The 16,560-nt window shown below is 69.7% G+C and carries 13 protein-coding genes; 9 read left to right on the top strand and 4 right to left on the bottom strand.

Going from position 1 to position 16,560, the window contains the following annotated elements; genetic code table 11:
* Nucleotides 1–44: 44 nt before the first annotated feature.
* The 7 genes from ACFQW8_RS00545 to ACFQW8_RS00515 all read left to right on the top strand — a co-directional run bounded on the left by ACFQW8_RS00545 (nt 45) and on the right by ACFQW8_RS00515 (nt 7,454).
* A complete protein-coding gene (locus tag ACFQW8_RS00545; RefSeq protein WP_380085025.1) occupies nt 45–392 on the top strand; it encodes a histidine triad nucleotide-binding protein in 348 nt (115 codons plus the stop codon).
* 25 nt (nt 393–417) lie between these two features.
* On the top strand, nt 418–1,533 hold the full coding sequence (locus ACFQW8_RS00540) for a PhoH family protein (RefSeq protein WP_380085024.1): 1,116 nt from the start codon (nt 418–420) through the stop codon (nt 1,531–1,533).
* Nucleotides 1,530–1,997: an rRNA maturation RNase YbeY gene (gene ybeY / locus ACFQW8_RS00535; protein WP_380085023.1), complete on the top strand. Its 468-nt coding sequence runs from the start codon at nt 1,530–1,532 to the stop codon at nt 1,995–1,997. Before ACFQW8_RS00540 ends, ybeY begins: the two co-directional genes overlap by 4 nt.
* 51 nt (nt 1,998–2,048) lie before the next feature.
* Complete coding sequence (locus tag ACFQW8_RS00530) at nt 2,049–3,350, top strand: hemolysin family protein (protein WP_380085022.1); 1,302 nt, start codon at nt 2,049–2,051, stop codon at nt 3,348–3,350.
* Nucleotides 3,343–4,296, top strand: a complete 954-nt coding sequence (era, locus tag ACFQW8_RS00525) for a GTPase Era (RefSeq protein WP_380085021.1) — start codon at nt 3,343–3,345, stop codon at nt 4,294–4,296. Before ACFQW8_RS00530 ends, era begins: the two co-directional genes overlap by 8 nt.
* A 214-nt stretch (nt 4,297–4,510) precedes the next feature.
* Nucleotides 4,511–6,376: a BCCT family transporter gene (locus tag ACFQW8_RS00520; RefSeq protein WP_380085020.1), complete on the top strand. Its 1,866-nt coding sequence runs from the start codon at nt 4,511–4,513 to the stop codon at nt 6,374–6,376.
* Nucleotides 6,377–6,419: 43 nt separating this feature from the next.
* Nucleotides 6,420–7,454, top strand: a complete 1,035-nt coding sequence (locus ACFQW8_RS00515; RefSeq protein WP_380085019.1) for an aspartate-semialdehyde dehydrogenase — start codon at nt 6,420–6,422, stop codon at nt 7,452–7,454.
* Between the two features lie 19 nt (nt 7,455–7,473).
* Here ACFQW8_RS00515 and ACFQW8_RS00510 read toward each other — a convergent pair whose 3' ends face one another.
* Entirely contained in the window at nt 7,474–8,370 is an 897-nt protein-coding gene (locus ACFQW8_RS00510) for a GNAT family N-acetyltransferase (protein ID WP_380085018.1), read from the bottom strand.
* A 75-nt stretch (nt 8,371–8,445) separates the two neighbouring features.
* Here ACFQW8_RS00510 and ddaH point away from each other — a divergent pair, with 75 nt between their 5' ends.
* Nucleotides 8,446–9,213, top strand: a complete 768-nt coding sequence (ddaH, locus tag ACFQW8_RS00505; protein WP_380085017.1) for a dimethylargininase — start codon at nt 8,446–8,448, stop codon at nt 9,211–9,213.
* Nucleotides 9,214–9,218: 5 nt separating this feature from the next.
* Here ddaH and ACFQW8_RS00500 read toward each other — a convergent pair whose 3' ends face one another.
* Nucleotides 9,219–10,013, bottom strand: coding sequence for a hypothetical protein (locus tag ACFQW8_RS00500; RefSeq protein ID WP_380085016.1), 795 nt, complete (start codon nt 10,011–10,013; stop codon nt 9,219–9,221).
* A 253-nt stretch (nt 10,014–10,266) separates the two neighbouring features.
* Here ACFQW8_RS00500 and leuA point away from each other — a divergent pair, with 253 nt between their 5' ends.
* Nucleotides 10,267–12,006, top strand: a complete 1,740-nt coding sequence (gene leuA, locus ACFQW8_RS00495) for a 2-isopropylmalate synthase (protein ID WP_380085015.1) — start codon at nt 10,267–10,269, stop codon at nt 12,004–12,006.
* A gap of 63 nt (nt 12,007–12,069) precedes the next feature.
* Here leuA and ACFQW8_RS00490 read toward each other — a convergent pair whose 3' ends face one another.
* Both ACFQW8_RS00490 and ACFQW8_RS00485 read right to left on the bottom strand, forming a co-directional pair.
* Complete coding sequence (locus tag ACFQW8_RS00490) at nt 12,070–15,525, bottom strand: phosphodiester glycosidase family protein (RefSeq protein WP_380085014.1); 3,456 nt, start codon at nt 15,523–15,525, stop codon at nt 12,070–12,072.
* A gap of 163 nt (nt 15,526–15,688) precedes the next feature.
* The gene (locus ACFQW8_RS00485; protein WP_380085013.1) at nt 15,689–16,510 is read right to left on the bottom strand and encodes a MerR family transcriptional regulator; all 822 of its coding nucleotides are present in this window, start codon (nt 16,508–16,510) and stop codon (nt 15,689–15,691) included.
* Nucleotides 16,511–16,560: the final 50 nt, after the last annotated feature.

Genomic DNA, 16,560 nt, shown 5'->3' with positions numbered 1-16,560 from the left:
GGTGGTAGGACGCGCGGGTGGCGCGATCGGTTTACTGTCGGAGCATGTCTTCCGCCGACTGCCTGTTCTGCAAGTTCGTCTCCCGCGACGTCGAACCGGACGTCGTGGCCGAGACCGAGCACAGTCTCGCCTTCCGTGACATCAACCCGCAGGCGCCGACGCACGTCCTCGTCGTCCCCAAGCGGCACGTCGCCAATGCCGGTGAGCTGGCCGGAGCCTCGGCCGACGAGCTGGCCGACGTGGTGCTCCTCGCGCGGTCGGTCGCGGAGTCGGAAGGGCTGGGCGGCGACTACCGCCTCGTCCTCAACACGGGTGCCGGTGCGGGGCAGAGCGTCTTCCATGCGCACCTGCACCTGCTGGGCGGTCGGGCCATGCAATGGCCTCCCGGCTGAACCAAACCGTAGACTCAGGGGTGACATGACAGACGCACCCCACCCGTCCACGCCCACCGAGGCGTCGGCGCACCTCCCCGTCCACACGGTCACCATCCCTGCCGAGGTGCAGATGGTGGCGCTCCTCGGGCCGAGGGACGAGCTGCTCCGCACGATCGAGCGCCTCTTCCCGCTCACCGCCATCCACGTGCGCGGCAACGAGTTCCACATCTCCGGCCCCAGTGCGGAGGTGGCCCTCGTCGAGCGCGTCATCGACGAGCTGCTGGCCGTGATCGACGGTGGCCAGCCGCTCAACCGTGACGCCGTCGAACGCTCCATCGGCATGCTCCGCGCGCAGACCAGCGAGCGCCCCGCCGACGTCCTCACGATGAACATCGTGAGCTCCCGGGGTCGCACCATCCGACCCAAGACCCTGGGGCAGAAGCACTACGTCGACTCGATCGACAAGCACACCATCACCTTCGGCATCGGTCCGGCCGGCACGGGCAAGACCTACCTCGCGATGGCCAAGGCGGTGGCCGCGCTCCAGGCCAAGCAGGTCAACCGGATCATCCTCACCCGTCCTGCCGTCGAGGCGGGGGAGCGGCTGGGCTTCCTCCCGGGCACGCTCAACGACAAGATCGACCCCTACCTGCGCCCGCTCTACGACGCGCTCCACGACATGGTCGACCCCGACTCGATCCCTCGCCTCATGGCGGCCGGGACCATCGAGGTCGCGCCTCTCGCCTTCATGCGAGGTCGCTCGATCAACGACTCGTTCGTCATCCTCGACGAGGCGCAGAATACGACCCCCGAGCAGATGAAGATGTTCCTCACCCGTCTGGGGTTCGGCTCCAAGATGGTCGTGACCGGTGACATCACGCAGGTCGACCTCCCGGGTGGCACGACGAGCGGTCTGCGCATCGTGCGCGACATCCTGACCGACCTCGAGGACATCCACTTCGCCGAGCTCACGGCCCTCGACGTCGTGCGCCACCGTCTCGTGGGTGAGATCGTCAACGCCTACGGCCGGTGGGACGCCGACCAGGAGGGACGGTCGACCCACACCCGATCGCGCCGCGGACCCCGACCCGCCGACCGAGCGGATCGCGGCGATCACGCCGATCGTGCCGATCAAGCGGACCGGGACGGAGACGCGTGAGCATCGACGTCCTCAACGAGACCGAGTTCGCGCTGGACGAGCTCGAGCTCGTCGCGTGCGCGCGCTACGTCCTGGGCGAGATGAAGGTCCACCCCCAGGCGGACCTCTGCCTGCGCCTCGTCGACGAGGCAGCGATGGAGACCCTCCACGTCCAGTGGATGGACCTGCCCGGACCGACCGACGTCATGAGCTTCCCCATGGACGAGCTGCGCCCGGGCAGCGACGACGACGACCTCGAGGAGGGCGTGCTCGGTGACATCGTCCTCTGCCCGAGCGTCGCCGAGAAGCAGGCGGCCGAGGCGGGTCACGCCACCGAGGAGGAGCTGCTCCTCCTCACGACCCACGGAATCCTCCACCTGCTCGGCTACGACCACGCCGAGCCGGAGGAAGAGCGAGAGATGTTCGAGCTGCAGCGTCAGCTCCTCCTCACCTTCCTCGCGACGAGGGGTCGACACGGTGCCTGACCCAGCCAGTCCCGACGCCCGCTCGGCGTCGGGAACCCCGGCGGTGGCCCCATGACCAGGCTCGTCGTCATCAGCGTCCTCGGGCTCGTCCTCGCCTTCGCGCTGTCAGCCGCAGAGGCCGCCCTCTCGAGGATGTCGCGTGTGCGAGCGCAGGAGCTGCACGACGAGGGACGGGCCGGCTCGCAGGCTCTCGCCGTGGTCGTCGCCGACAGCGCGGCATACCTGTCGGTCTTCTCTTTCGTGCGCGTCATCGCCGAGATGACCACGGCGGTCCTCGTCACCGTGGCGGTCCACCGTGTCGTCGACGGCTCGTGGACCCCGCTGCTCACGGCGATCGCGATCATGGCCGTCGTGTCGTTCGCCCTCGTCGGGGTGTCCCCGCGCACTCTCGGCGGGCAGAACGCCACCCAGGTGTCGCTCCTCGCGGCGCCTGTGGCGATCTGGCTGCGCCGGCTGCTCGGTCCGCTCTCTCGACTGCTCGTCCAGTTCGCCAACGCGGTCACCCCGGGTCGCGGCTATCGCGACGGCCCGTTCGACAGCGAGTCCGAGCTGCGCGACCTCGTCGACATGGCCGGCGAGTCCTCGCTCATCGAGGCCGGCGAGCGCCAGATGATCCACTCGGTCTTCGAGCTCGGCGACACCCTCGCCCGCGAGGTCATGGTCCCCCGCACGGACATGGTGACGATCGGCTCCGACCGCGAGGCCCGCAAGGCGATGAACCTGTTCCTCCGCAGCGGCTACTCGCGCATCCCCGTGACGGGCGAGGACTCCGACGACGTGCTCGGCCTCCTCTACTTCAAGGACGTCGTGCGCCGGATCACGGCCGACCCGGCCAGTGCGAAGGCGCCGGTCATCGACCTCATGCGACCGATGCCGTTCATTCCGGAGTCCAAGCCCGTCGATGCCCTGCTGCGCGAGATGCAGCGTGACCAGACCCACTTCGCGCTCGTCGTCGACGAGTGGGGAGGCACGGCCGGTCTGGTGACCATCGAGGACATCATCGAGGAGATCGTGGGTGAGATCGCCGACGAGTACGACCGCGAGACACCCGACCTGGAGCAGCTGGCAGAGGGACGCTGGCGGGTCGACGCGACGATGGACATCGACGACCTCGCCGAGGAGCTCGGTGTCACGATCGAGGAGGACGAGGTCGACACCGTCGGAGGACTCATCGGCAAGACCATCGGACGCGTCCCCATCCTGGGGTCCACCTGCGAGGTGGCCGGGCTGCGCCTCACCGCCGAGCGCATGGCGGGGCGCCGGCACCGCATCGCCACCGTCATCGTCGAGCGCGTCACGGCAGCCAACCGCGAGATGATGCATCCAGCCGAGTTCGGGAGCTCCCATGAGTGAAGACGTCAGCGCCGAGTCCGGCCCCACCGCGAAGCCGGGCTATGTCGCCGGCTTCGCCTGTCTCATCGGCCGTCCCAACGCCGGGAAGTCCACGTTGACCAACGCCCTCGTCGGCGAGAAGGTCGCCATCACGTCGAGCAAGCCGCAGACGACGCGGCACACGATCCGCGGCATCGTCACGTCCCCGACGAGCCAGATCGTCCTTGTCGACACACCAGGACTGCACAAGCCGCGCACCCTCCTGGGGGAGCGGCTCAACGACCTCGTCCGCGAGACGCTGCTGAATGTCGACGTCGTCGGATTCTGCCTGCCGGCCGACCAGCGCATCGGCCCCGGAGACCAGTGGATCGCCCGGGAGCTGGCCGAGCTGCGGCAGGCCAAGCGCACGCCGATCATCGCCCTGGCCACGAAGTCCGACAAGGTCGACCGTCAGCGCCTGGCCGAGCACCTCATCTCCATCGACCAGCTCGGCGAGTGGTCCGAGATCGTGCCGTGCTCGGCGACGAAGGGTGACCAGGTCGACACCGTGGCCTCGGTCATCGCCAAGCACCTCCCGCCGTCCCCGGGGCCGCTCTATCCCGATGACGTCCTCACCGACGAGCCGCACGCGATCATGATCGCCGAGCTGGTGCGCGAGGCCGCCCTCGAAGGCGTGCGCGACGAGCTCCCGCACTCGCTGGCCGTCGTCGTCGAGGAGATGCTGCCGCGGGAGGACCGGCCCGAGGGCAAGCCGATGATGGACGTGCGCGTCAACGTGTTCGTCGAGCGTTCGTCGCAGAAGGCGATCATCATCGGCCGCGGAGGCTCGCGCCTGCGCGAGGTCGGGACCAACGCCCGCGTCGGCATCGAGAAGCTCCTTGGCCAGCGGGTCCACCTCGATCTCCACGTCAAGGTCGCCAAGGACTGGCAGCGCGACCCCAAACAGCTCCAACGACTGGGTTTCTGACGCCGCGAGGGTGCGCACCCGGCATACCCGGGTGGTGTGGGGCAGTGGACCACCCCATGCGACGACCGGGGCACTCTCGCGCCCTCGCCAGTTTGTCATCGCGGTCTGCGTTCGGCATGGTGGGCCGCTTGCACGAACCCGAGACCGAGCGGCAGCGGAGCCGCGTACGCGACTGACGAGAACAACGAAGGAGCGGCGTCCGCGCCGATCACCAGTGAACCTGAAACTCACGAACTCCGGCCCCACAGCCCCGGCGGACGCCGCGGGGGAGCGCGAGATCCTCGACGGACCGCTCCAGGACAGCCCCCACCCCGCGCTCGACCACACGATCGAGGAGCACCGGGCAGACGCCCCGCAGAAGCTCGACACCGTCGTCTTCGGTGTCACCGCGGTGATCGCGATCGGCTTCGTGCTGTGGGGTTTCGTCAGCACCGAGACCCTCGGGTCCGCTTCGGACAGCGGCCTGTCGTGGGTCGTCCACAACATGGGTTGGCTCTTCTCGCTCGTGGCCTCCGGCTTCGTGCTCTTCGTCATCTGGCTCGCGGCCGGCAAGTTCGGCCGCATCCCGCTCGGGCGAGACGACGAACAGCCCGAGTTCCGGACCGTCTCGTGGATCGCGATGATGTTCTCCGCGGGCATGGGCATCGGCCTGATGTTCTACGGCGTCTCCGAGCCCGTGGCGCACCTCGTCGAGCCGCCCCCCGGCACGGGCGCGGTCGGCAACCCCGAGGCGGTCCAGACCGCCATGGCGACGACCCTGTTCCACTGGACGCTCCACCCGTGGGCGATCTATGCGGTCGTGGGTCTGGCGGTGGCCTACGGCGTCTTCCGTCGCGGTCGTTCGCTGCTCATCAGCTCGGCCTTCGCGCCGCTCATCGGCGAGCGCCGGGCCAACGGCCCGGTCGGTCGCGTCATCGACATCCTCGCCATCTTTGCCACGCTCTTCGGATCGGCCGCATCCCTCGGACTCGGTGCGCTGCAGATCGGCTCCGGTCTCGAGCTCGTCGCGGGCATCGGTCGCGCCGGCAACGGTGTCCTCGTCGCGATCATCACGGTGCTGACCCTGTGCTTCGTCCTGTCGGCGGTCTCCGGTGTCTCCAAGGGCATCCAGTGGCTCTCGAACACCAACATGGTGCTTGCCCTCGTGCTTGCCGTCTTCGTCTTCGTCGTCGGCCCGACGGTCTTCATCCTCAACCTCGTCCCCACGGCCGTGGGGTCCTACTTCCAGGACCTCGCGATGATGTCAGCACGCACCGACGCCGCCGGTGGCGACGCCATGCAGACCTGGCTCTCGGGCTGGACGATCTTCTACTGGGCCTGGTGGGTCTCGTGGACCCCGTTCGTCGGCATGTTCATCGCCCGCATCTCGCGCGGCCGCACCGTCCGCCAGTTCGTCACCGGTGTCCTCCTCGTCCCGAGCCTGGTGTCGCTCGTGTGGTTCGCCGTCTTCGGTGGGGCCGGCATCGCGACCCAGCAGGGCGGGACCGACCTCGCCGGCGCAGACTCTCCCGAGGCGACCCTGTTCAGCATGCTCCAGACGATGCCGCTGTCGACGCTGACCTCAGTCGTCGTCATGCTGCTCGTCGCGATCTTCTTCGTCTCCGGCGCCGACGCGGCGTCGATCGTCATGGGCACGCTGTCGGAGCGAGGCACCCTCTCCCCGAGCCGTCCGACGGTGATCTTCTGGGGAGCGGCCACGGGCGCCGTCGCTGCGGTGATGCTCGTCGTGGGTGGTGAGGACGCCCTGTCCGGTCTGCAGAACATCACGATCGTCGCGGCCCTGCCCTTCCTCCTCGTCATGGTCGGGCTGGCGGTCGCCCTCGTGAAGGACCTCTCCAGCGACCCGCTCGTCGTCCGCCGGGCGTATGCCGTGGCGGCCGTCGAGCAGGCCATCGTCGCGGGAGTGACGCAGCACGGTGACGACTTCACCCTCACCTACGAGCAGGCCGCACCCGGTGAGGGTGTCGGCGACCTCGTCACCCTGGCCGGTCCGAACGTGACGGCTGATGAGAGCGTCCACCGCGAGGACGACCACGGGGACCACCACAAGGACGAGGTGCTCACCGCGCCCACGTCCTGAGCGCCCGAAGCGCCCCGACTCGCATGGCTCCTAGACTGGGTCCATGCGAGTCGGTGTCTTCGGTGCGACCGGTCAGGTCGGCAATGTCATGCGCGCTCTCCTCGTCGAGCGGGACTTCCCGGTCGAGGAGATGCGCTACTTCGCGTCCGCCCGGTCAGCCGGGACGACGCTTCCGTGGAAGGACGGCGAGGTCACCGTCGAGGACACGGCGACCGCCGACTTCTCGGGCCTCGACATCGCGCTCTTCTCCAACGGCGGCTCGACGTCCAAGGAGTGGGCCCCGCGCGTCGCTGCCGCCGGCGCCGTCGTCGTCGACAACTCCTCGGCCTGGCGCCGTGACCCCGACGTCCCCCTCGTCGTCGCGGAGGTCAATCCTCACGACCTCGACACCATCCCCAAGGGCATCGTCGCGAACCCCAACTGCACGACGATGGCCGCGATGCCGGCCCTCAAGCCGCTGCACGACGTGGCCGGGCTCGTCGCCCTGCGGGTCGCTTCCTACCAGGCCGTCTCCGGCTCCGGTGGCAAGGGAGTCCAGGAGCTGGACGGTCAGCTGCGCGGTGGGTATGCCGCAGGTCAGCCTGCTGACCTTGCCCTCGATGGTCGTGCGGTCACCCTGCCCGAACCGAACGTGTATGCCGTGCCCGTCGGCTTCAACGTCATCCCGCTCGCGGGGTCGATCGTGGACGACGGTTCGCTCGAGACCGACGAGGAGCAGAAGCTCCGTCACGAGTCGCGCAAGATCCTGCACATCCCCGAGCTGCGCGTCTCGGGCACGTGTGTGCGTGTGCCGGTCTTCACCGGCCACTCGCTCGCCATCCACGCCGAGTTCGCCGACGACATCACGCCCGAGCACGCGCTCGAGCTGCTCGGCAAGGCGCCCGGTGTCATCGTCACGGACGTCCCGAACCCGCTCGAGGCAGCCGGCCGAGACGAGGTGTTCGTCGGACGCGTGCGCGTCGACCAGGCTGCGCCGGCGGGCAGGGGGCTGACGCTCTTCGTCGTCGGTGACAACCTGCGCAAGGGTGCTGCCCTCAACGCCGTCCAGGTGGCCGAGGAGCTGCTCGCTCGCCGCTGACCCCGCTTCAGAGCGGGTGTCAGAGGTCGGTCATCCAGTGGCGCCAGGTCTTGCTGACGTGCATACCCACGTGCTCATAGAGGCCGAGCGCCCCCGTGCGTGAGTCGGTCGAGAGCTCGCTGACACGGGCTCCATGCTCGCGCGCCCGAGCGAAGGCATCGGCGAGCAGGGCTCGGGCGAGGCCCTGTCCGCGTTGGTCCGCGCGCACCGCCAGAGCATCGACGTAGCCCGTCTCGCCGGCATGGATCGTGTAGCAGACCCCGACCTCGGTGTCGGCGTCGTCGGTGACGAACCGGATCTGCCACGGCTGGAAGCCCGGGCGCAGTGGTCCGCGCGGTGCCCAGTCGGCATAGCTTGACGGGTCGCGGTCAGGCCATTCGTTGAACGCGTCCTCGATGAGCTGGAAGGCCGTGCGCCCGTCCTGGCCCCCCGCGAACTCGCGCAGTGCGTAGCCGCGAGGGAGCGGTTGGGGCCCGATGGTTGAGTTCCGCGGGAGCTGCAGCACCCACGACGTCCAGCCCTGCCGATAGCCACGGGCCTCGAGGAACGCCTCGGCGTTGCTGCCGCCGGGCACGGTCTGACCCACGAGCACCGAGCCCGAGCTGCGAGCGCACTCCTCGACCCAACCCGCCAGCCACGAGCCCAGCCCGCGTCCGCGGTGCTCCGGGTGGACCCCTGCATCCGCCCGGCGCCCCTTGAAGACCTCGCCCGACGCGACGAGGCGGTCGCCCTCCCAGACGCCGATGCTCTCGGTCTCGAGGTCGAAGCTGCCTCGGGCCCAGTCGCCCTGGATGTCCTCGACCTCGATGGCCACCTCGCCGGCGTCGACGAGCTCGGTGGCCGCCACGAGGTCGCAGACGGCCTGCGCATCGGCAGGCACGTGCGGCCTCGCGCTGTAGCCCGCAGGAAGGTCCATGAGGGGAGAGTGCCTCACGAGGCGGCGCCCTGTCCTGTGAATTCCGGGCTGGGTCAGGGGCATAGGGTCGTTTCCGTGACCCGCCGAACCGCCCTCATCCGCCGCCCCGGCCCGCGCCTCGCCGACGGGCTCGTCACCCACCTCGAGAAGTCACCCATCGACCTCGATCTCGCGATCGAGCAGTGGGAGGCGTATGCCGCGTGCCTGAGGTCCGCAGGCTGGGAGACTCTCGAGGTCCCTCCTGCTGACGACTGCCCCGACGCGGTGTTCGTCGAGGACGCGGTCGTGGTCAGCGGCGAGATGGCCGTCCTGACCAATCCCGGTGCAGCAGAGCGCAAGCCGGAGGTTGCCGGAGTCGAGGCCGTGGTGCGGGACCTGGGCTACCGGGTCGTGCGGATCGAGGACCCGGGCACGCTCGACGGGGGAGACGTCCTCAAGATCGGGGACACGGCATACGTCGGTCTGGGTGGACGCACGAACGGTGCGGGGGTCCAACAGCTCTCCGCCCATCTGGCCACGGTCGGCATGAAGACCCAGGCCGTCACGGTCGAGCGCGTCCTCCACCTCAAGTCGGCCGTGACCGCCCTGCCTGACGGCACTGTCATCGGCTGGGACCCCGTCGTGGACTGGCCCGGGGCGTTCCCCTCCTACGAAGGGATGCCCGAGGAGCCCGGCGCCCACGTCGTGCTGCTCGACGACAACGTGCTGCTCATGGCGGCCAGTGCCCCGAGGACCGCCGAGCTGCTGCGTGGTCGCGGCCACGAGGTCGTCACCGTCGACATCAGCGAGTTCGAGAAGCTCGAGGGCTGTGTCACCTGCCTGTCGGTGCGTTGCCGAGGCTGACGCCTTCAGCCGGAGAAGGCCCAGCCCCGGTCAGCAAGCGCGTCTCGGAGGAGTCGCACCGCCACCGGCCCGACACCGTGCAGCCCGGTGAGCCGGGCCTCGCTGAGGTCGCGGACCTGCTCGAGCGTCCAGATGCCCTGGGCGCGCAGAGCACGGGTGGCGGGTGCTCCGATGCGGGGCAGGGGCGGGCCGGTGGGCGCGGCCTCGCGGTCGAGCCGCGGCGCGCCGGACTCGGCATCGACGACGGCGGCACCACGTGGCGAGAGGCGGTAGCCGATGTCGAGGGACTCGGTGAGCCCCATCTCCTTGAGCTTGCGCACGTCCCTCTTGAAGCTCGGCGTGTCCCGGCCCAGCTCCGCGGCCAGGTCCGGCGCTCGCACGGTGGGCGACCGGTCGATGATCGCCAGCGTCGCGCGCGTCCACGGGCCGATCGACGAGGCAGCGTCCAGCCGGTTGAGGCGGGCCCTGATGGTGCCCACCTCGACCGCGTCGGGTGCGGTGGCGCGCAGGGTTTCTCGCGGGTCCGCGCCGGCATACCTGAGGGTGACCCGCCACGCCGGTCGCTCGGCCTTGGCATCGAGCATCCGACGCAGCTCCACGACCGAGCCGGCGCCCGCTCGCTTCGCCTCGGCGGCCGTGATCCGGCTGGGCGCGACCTGCTCCACCCCGGTGACCTCGATGAGGCCGACGCGCGTGCGCAGGCGGGTGCCTACCAGCACTCGAGGCCGGTCCCACCGCCGGAAGGCGAGGTCGACCTCACCCGCCTTGATCGCAGCCAAGGTGTCGGGGCGGATCATCATGCACGGCAACCTACCGCTGGGGCTGCGCCTGCGGATGCGGATGTTGCAGGGACCATCAGCGCAGACACGACGGGTGAGAAGGTGACCACGAGGCGGACCGGCCGTCGACGGATCGGTGCGCACACGGCATACTCCATGTCGTGCAGCACCGCCTCCTCCTTCTCTGCCGCGGCGAGGCCTGAATCGGCCCTCCTCGTCGCGGAGTTCGCTGTGCCCGGCTGAGCACACGACGAGTAGTGAGTAGAGGCGCAAGATGATCCACCCCCAGCAGTCGTCCGGCATGCCGACGACGAAGTATGCCCCGTTCCAGGACCAGATCGAGGTCCACCTTCCCGACCGCACCTGGCCCGACAAGGTCATGTCCAAGGCGCCGCGCTGGTGTGCGGTCGACCTGCGCGACGGCAACCAGGCCCTGATCGACCCGATGGACTCCGAGCGCAAGATGCGGATGTTCAAGCTCCTGGTGCGGATGGGCTACAAGGAGATCGAGGTCGGCTTCCCGAGTGCGAGCCAGACCGACTTCGACTTCTGCCGAGAGCTCATCGACGGCGGGCACATCCCCGACGACGTGACGATCCAGGTGCTCACGCAGTGCCGGGACCACCTGGTCGAGCGGACCTTCGACGCGATCCGGGGAAGCAAGCAGGCCATCGTCCACTTCTACAACTCCACCTCGGTGCTGCAGCGGCGCGTCGTCTTCGACCTGCCCAAGGAGGGCATCATCGACATCGCCCTCCAGGGCGCGCGCCTGTGTCGCAAGCTCGAGGAGACGGTCGCCGACACCGACGTCTACTACGAGTACTCGCCGGAGTCCTACACCGGCACCGAGCTGGAGTTCGCGGTCGAGATCTGCAACGCCGTCATCGAGGTCATCGACCCGACGCCCGACCACAAGATGATCATCAACCTCCCCGCGACCGTCGAGATGGCGACGCCCAACGCCTATGCGGACTCGATCGAGTGGATGGTGCGTCACCTCGACCGTCGCGAATCCGTTGTCGTGAGCCTGCATCCGCACAATGACCGCGGTGAGGGGGTGGCCGCCGCCGAGCTCGGCTACCTCGCCGGTGCCGACCGGATCGAGGGGTGCCTCTTCGGCAACGGCGAGCGCACCGGCAACGTCTGCCTCGTCACCCTCGGCATGAACCTCTACAGCCAGGGCATCGACCCGCAGATCGACTTCTCCGACATGGCCGAGATCCGCCGGACGGTCGAGTACTGCAACCAGCTGCCCGTGCACGAACGGCACCCCTGGGGTGGCGACCTCGTCTACACCGCCTTCTCCGGGTCGCACCAGGATGCGATCAAGAAGGGCCTCGACGACATGGAGCGCCGCGGCAAGGCGGCGGGCAAGACGATCAACGAGCTCGACTGGGGCGTGCCCTACCTGCCCATCGACCCGCACGACATCGGCCGCTCCTACGAGGCCGTCGTCCGCGTGAACAGCCAGTCCGGCAAGGGCGGTGTCTCCTACCTGCTCAAGGCCGAGCACGGTCTCGACCTGCCGCGCCGGCTCCAGGTGGAGTTCAGCGGGGTGGTGCAGAAGCGCACCGACGCCGAGGGCGGCGAGCTCACTGCCGGCGAGATCTGGCAGATGTTCTCGGACGAGTACCTCCACGCCGACACCGCCGAGGAGCGTTGGGGCCGGTTCACCCCGGTGCGCTCGACCATCAGCGGTGACGAGGACGGGACGGACGTCATCGAGGCCACCGTCCTCGACGGCGGAAGCGAGGTCGACATCATCGGCCGCGGCAACGGGCCGATCGCTGCATTCATCGACGCGTTGTCGAGGATCGACGTCGACGTGCGGGTCCTCGACTACGCCGAGCACGCGTTGTCGGCCGGTGGCGACGCACGCGCGGCGGCCTACGTCGAGTGCGCCGTGGGCGACCGGGTGCTGTGGGGAGTCGGCCTGCACGAGTCGATCGTCAAGGCGTCGATGCGCGCTGTCCTCTCGGCCGTCAACCGGGCCGAGCGCGACGCCGAGGCCTGACCCCACGACCACGTGTGCCTGAGCGCAACCTCGGGGTCGCGCTCAGGCACACGAGGCAGCTGGTCAGCCGACGGTGACCGTGGCTTCCTGGCTCACGCCGTTGACGGTGACCGTGAGCGTGCCCGTCCCGGGTCGCAGGCCGGTCAGCTTCCCGGTCGCCGGATCGTATGCCGCAACCGCGCTTCCGGGGACGTTCGCGGTGCCGATGTGGACGCCTCTCCCGCTCCATGCTGCGCTCACCGGGTAGGCGAGCGGGAACGTGCGGGTGCCCTGGGTGATCGTCGTGGTCACCGGGACCCTCGCTCCGACGACGACGGTCGGGGCGTTGACCGTCAGCCGGTCCACGTGCGGACGGATCTGGACACGTGCCCACGGGTGCGGACCGGGCTCCGAGGGGTCGACCCGGTAGAGCTTGGGCGCAGGGACCCGAGGCGCCTCCGGATCGATGCGGACCGTCGTCCATCCGGAGAAGCCGCCCTCGTCGGGTGAGGTCGACGGTGCCTTGCCAGAGTTGCCGTTGACGACGTAGGGCACGGAGTCGACCCGTCCGGCCGAGAAGGCCCCGACGTGACCACCGACGAACAGGGCGCCCTTGCCGGTGCGCAGGCGGAAGTCCGAGAGCCACCCCTCGACGGTCTCGGCCTCGACCCGGTCGGTCATCTGCGACCCCTTCACCGGGCTCGGGTCGCGCGGCGGGTGGTGCCAGCCCACGACCACGCCGTTGACCGCGTCGTTGCGTGAGGCGTCGTCGAGGGCCGAGCGCAGCATCTGCCACTGGTCGAAGCCGCCACCTCGCAGGGTGCCGGTGGAGGAGTCGAGCAGCACGAAGCGGGTGCCCCTGTGGACGAAGCTGTGGTGCGTGGCGCCGAAGACGGCGCTGAAGTTGCTCGTCGAACCGGGGCCGTAGATCTCGTGGTTGCCCGGCAGGTAGTACCACTTCACGCCCTTGGCAGTGAGCTCCTCGTCGATCACCTTCTTGGCCAGCGCGAAGTCCGCGGGATAGCCCGTGTCGACGAGGTCACCGGTGATGACGACGAAGTCCGGTGTGCTGGCGACGATCTCGCGCAAGGTGCGGCGAACCGCCGGCACGAGCGACTGGTTGTCGGCAGTGAACTGACCATCCGACATCACGGCGTACGAGAACTGTTCGCCCGTGGTGCTGAGCGCGGTGTGCTGCTGCACGACCGGGTCGGCGACGACCGGAGCGTCGGGGGCGCTCACCGGTGGAGCCGTCTTGACGACGAGGTCGTCGAACACGACGGCCCCGGTGTAGGAGCGGGACGCCCCTGTCTCGATGGCAGCCACGAAGTTGAGGGTGATCGGCCCCGGGAGGGTCTGCGGGACGGGCACCTCCATGTACTTCCATCCGGTCCAGGTGATGTAGGGCCCGTAGAGCGAGGCGGCCTTGCCCTCGCCGTCGCTGATGCCGAACGACGTCCAGGCGCCCTTGCCGTCGCCGAGGACCCACACGCCCAGCGCGAGGGGCTGGCCCTGGGTGATCGTGATCGGCGTGGCCGGGCGGGCGTAGCCGACCCTGGTGGCCGTCGACTGGGTGAAGTCGTAGGTCATCCTGAGGCCGGTGCCGCCCTCGCGACCTGCCGTGGGCTCGACCGAGCCGGCCGCGCGGGCCTGCGTGAAGCGCCAGGTCGACGCGTCGTCGAACGTGCTCAGGGTCGTGCTGACCGACCCGATCGCGACAGGGATGTGGGTGACCACTCCCTTGGCGGTGGCCTTGATGACCACGGCGCCGGTCGTGACGCCGGGCCTGGCCCGGACGGTGAAGTCCACCCCGCTGCGGGTGACGTCGACGAGCGCCGGGTCGTGGTCGAGCGTGACGTCGCCGGTCTCGAGAGGGGTCTCGAACCCGTTGGCATCGGCACCGACGATCCGGAAGGTCGACGGCTGCGCGGGGTCGAGGATCGAGACCTTGTCGACGCTGGGCCGCAGGCTCTTGAGCGACCCGAGCACGGTCAGGGGGAGGTCTTCCTTCAGGCCGCCGATCTGGGCGCTGGCGACGACGTCTCCGGGAGCGCTCGCACGCAGGAGTCCTGTTCCGGAGATGGTGGCGTTGCCCTGTGCCCGGTATGCCGGTGAGGCCGCCACGGGTGCGTAGGTCTCGTCGTGTCCCAGGGCAGTGAGCTGCCGGGTGAGGCCGGGGAAGACCCGCAGCAGGTCGACGTTCTCCTCGTCAGACGTGGTGACGAGCCGCAGACCGCGGACCTCCCCGGAGCCGGCCGCAGCGAAGAGCCCGACACCATCGGGCACCGAGCGCAGCCCGCCGTCGGAGGGCTGGTTCTCGACGTCGAGGTCGGATTCACCGGCCTCGCGCGCGAGCATCGTCGAGGAGCCGCCACCGTCGAGGTTGATCCCGGTGGTGGCGCCGGCCTCCTTGAGGAAGGCGCCGGTCTCGGCATAGGTCATCCCGCGGGACGCGGCCGTGCGCCCGTCGACGGTGAGGACGAACATCGTCGACCCGTCGGCGTCGAAGCCGATGGCCGTGCGGGGGTGGATGGCCTTGTCGGTCTGCGGGAGGACGGCGCCGCCCTTGAGCAGCATGGTGTTGCCCGAGATGGCCATCTTGAGGTTGGCGCCCTCGTTGCGCAGGGCGTAGTCGACCGAGACCTTGTCACCGACCTTGAGCGCTCCCAGCTTGTCGGCGCCGGCCCCACGGCCGACGACGGCCACCTGGTCCTGGTCCAGCTGGCCGGCTCCGGCCACCGTGGCAACCGACTCCACGACGCCGCCGCGGGTCACGACCTCGCGGACCTTGGTCGCGCCTCCGGTGACCCGGCTGCGGGTGTAGTCGCCCCAGAGGGGCGTGAAGACGGTGACGCCGTCCGCGGGGATCGCGGCCTGGTTGAGGCCGTCCAGTGCGATGGCGCCGGTGGGCAGGGTGATGCTGCCCTGCAGGAACATCGAGGTGATGCGGCCGAGGTTGTCATCGCCCACGCCCACGGCGTAGTTGTGTCCCGGGTTGGGTCCCTTGACGACGGTCCCGTCCAGCTGCTTCGCCCCGCCCTGGGGGGCGTTGGAGTTGTTGATGTCGAAGTAGTCACCGTTGACGGCGGCGACCGCTCGACGCGGCTCCGCCTGCTCCATGAGCGGGCTGGCCGATGCGACCTTGCCGTTGTTGATGTAGTCCGGCTTGACCGACCCGGCGGCAAGGTCGACCTTGAGCAGGTCTCCTCGCATGAACCCGGCAGCGTCGAGCCACTCGAAGGACCGCAGTGAGACGGCGGGGGCCACGGGTCGGGTGACGTCGCTGAGCCAGAGGCGGTCGTCGATCTGGTTGGCCTGCGCCGCAAGGACTCTGGGCTCGCTGACGTCCGAGCTGCCCGCGGCCACGCGACTGGCTGCGGGGTTGAGGTCGAGCGTGACCGGGGCGCGGTCGTCGGTGTCGGGACCATGGGTGGAGGCCTGCGCCGCAGTGGGAGCAAGGAGGCCGAGGGGAAGGGCGACCGTCGCCGCGACGAGGGCCTTCCGGGTGCGGGAGCGAGTCGAGCGCGAGGAGGCGGGCATGTCGAGGATTCCACCGCGGCGGCATGACGTGGAAACATTTCCCCGATGAATGGCCGGCAAACGTAACTTGTTCACATGGGGATTCTGGCACCGATCGGGGCGGTCCGCGCGGCGAGAGCCGGGCGGCGCCCCGGAGGGAGGGCGGGGCGTGCGGCCTTTCGCGTCAGGTCGTGCGCGTCACCGCGAAGACGGGCCAACCGATCTCGGTGCGCCACTGCGACGGGTCCGGGGTGTCGCGTGGTCCCGTCAGGTAGGTCTCGCGCACCGGTCCGGCGACAGCGAGGGCGTTGGCGACGACCCACGCACCCATCTCGCCGTAGGTGACGTCGATGTCGTCGTGGTCGCCGACGTGGGTCGCCACCGCCAGCTCGACGGCGGGCAGCTCGACCGGATGGACGCGCCCCCTGGTGGGAGGGTCGGCGCAGGGTCGGTGGACGAGCACGTGGCCACGGCCCCCCTCGAAGAGCGCGTTGTCGTAGACCCCACCCGCAGGGCCACTGCTGTCCCTGGCGGAGCCGACCAGGGTCGCGTCCAGCTCGGCCATGGCGCCGGCATACCAGCTGAGCACGTCGTCGAGGGCCACCTCGCCCTCGATCGCGGCGACCGTCGCGGAGGGCAGGGAGCGCACCTCCACCTGCACCGGGGCCGGCTCGGGCGCGAGCAGGCGTCGCAGCGACCGCACGGCGGCACGCGTGCGATCGAGCTCGGACTCGAGGCGGTGGAGGTGCTCGCCGACGAGATGGGAGCGGGCGCCAGGATCGTTGGTCTCGAGGATGCGCCGCACCACCGCGAGCGGGACGTCGAGGTCACGTAGCCGATGGATGACCTGGGCGTTCGGGATCTGGTCGGCCGCGTAGTAGCGGTAGCCGGTGAGTTCGTCGACGTCGGCGGGAGCGAGCAGTCCGGCCTCGTGGTAGCGCCGGAGGGTGCGCACGCTCAGGTGGGTGAGGCGGGAGAACTCTCCGATGCTCAGACGTCCGTCCACGCGCCGTATTCTGCCCCCTCTCCCAGGGGGAGGATCCAGTGCTTGACCCT

The sequence above is a fragment of the Knoellia altitudinis genome (genome assembly GCF_042666355.1).
GTDB classification, from domain to species: domain Bacteria; phylum Actinomycetota; class Actinomycetes; order Actinomycetales; family Dermatophilaceae; genus Knoellia; species Knoellia altitudinis.
This window is presented reverse-complemented; position numbering and strand designations above follow the sequence as displayed.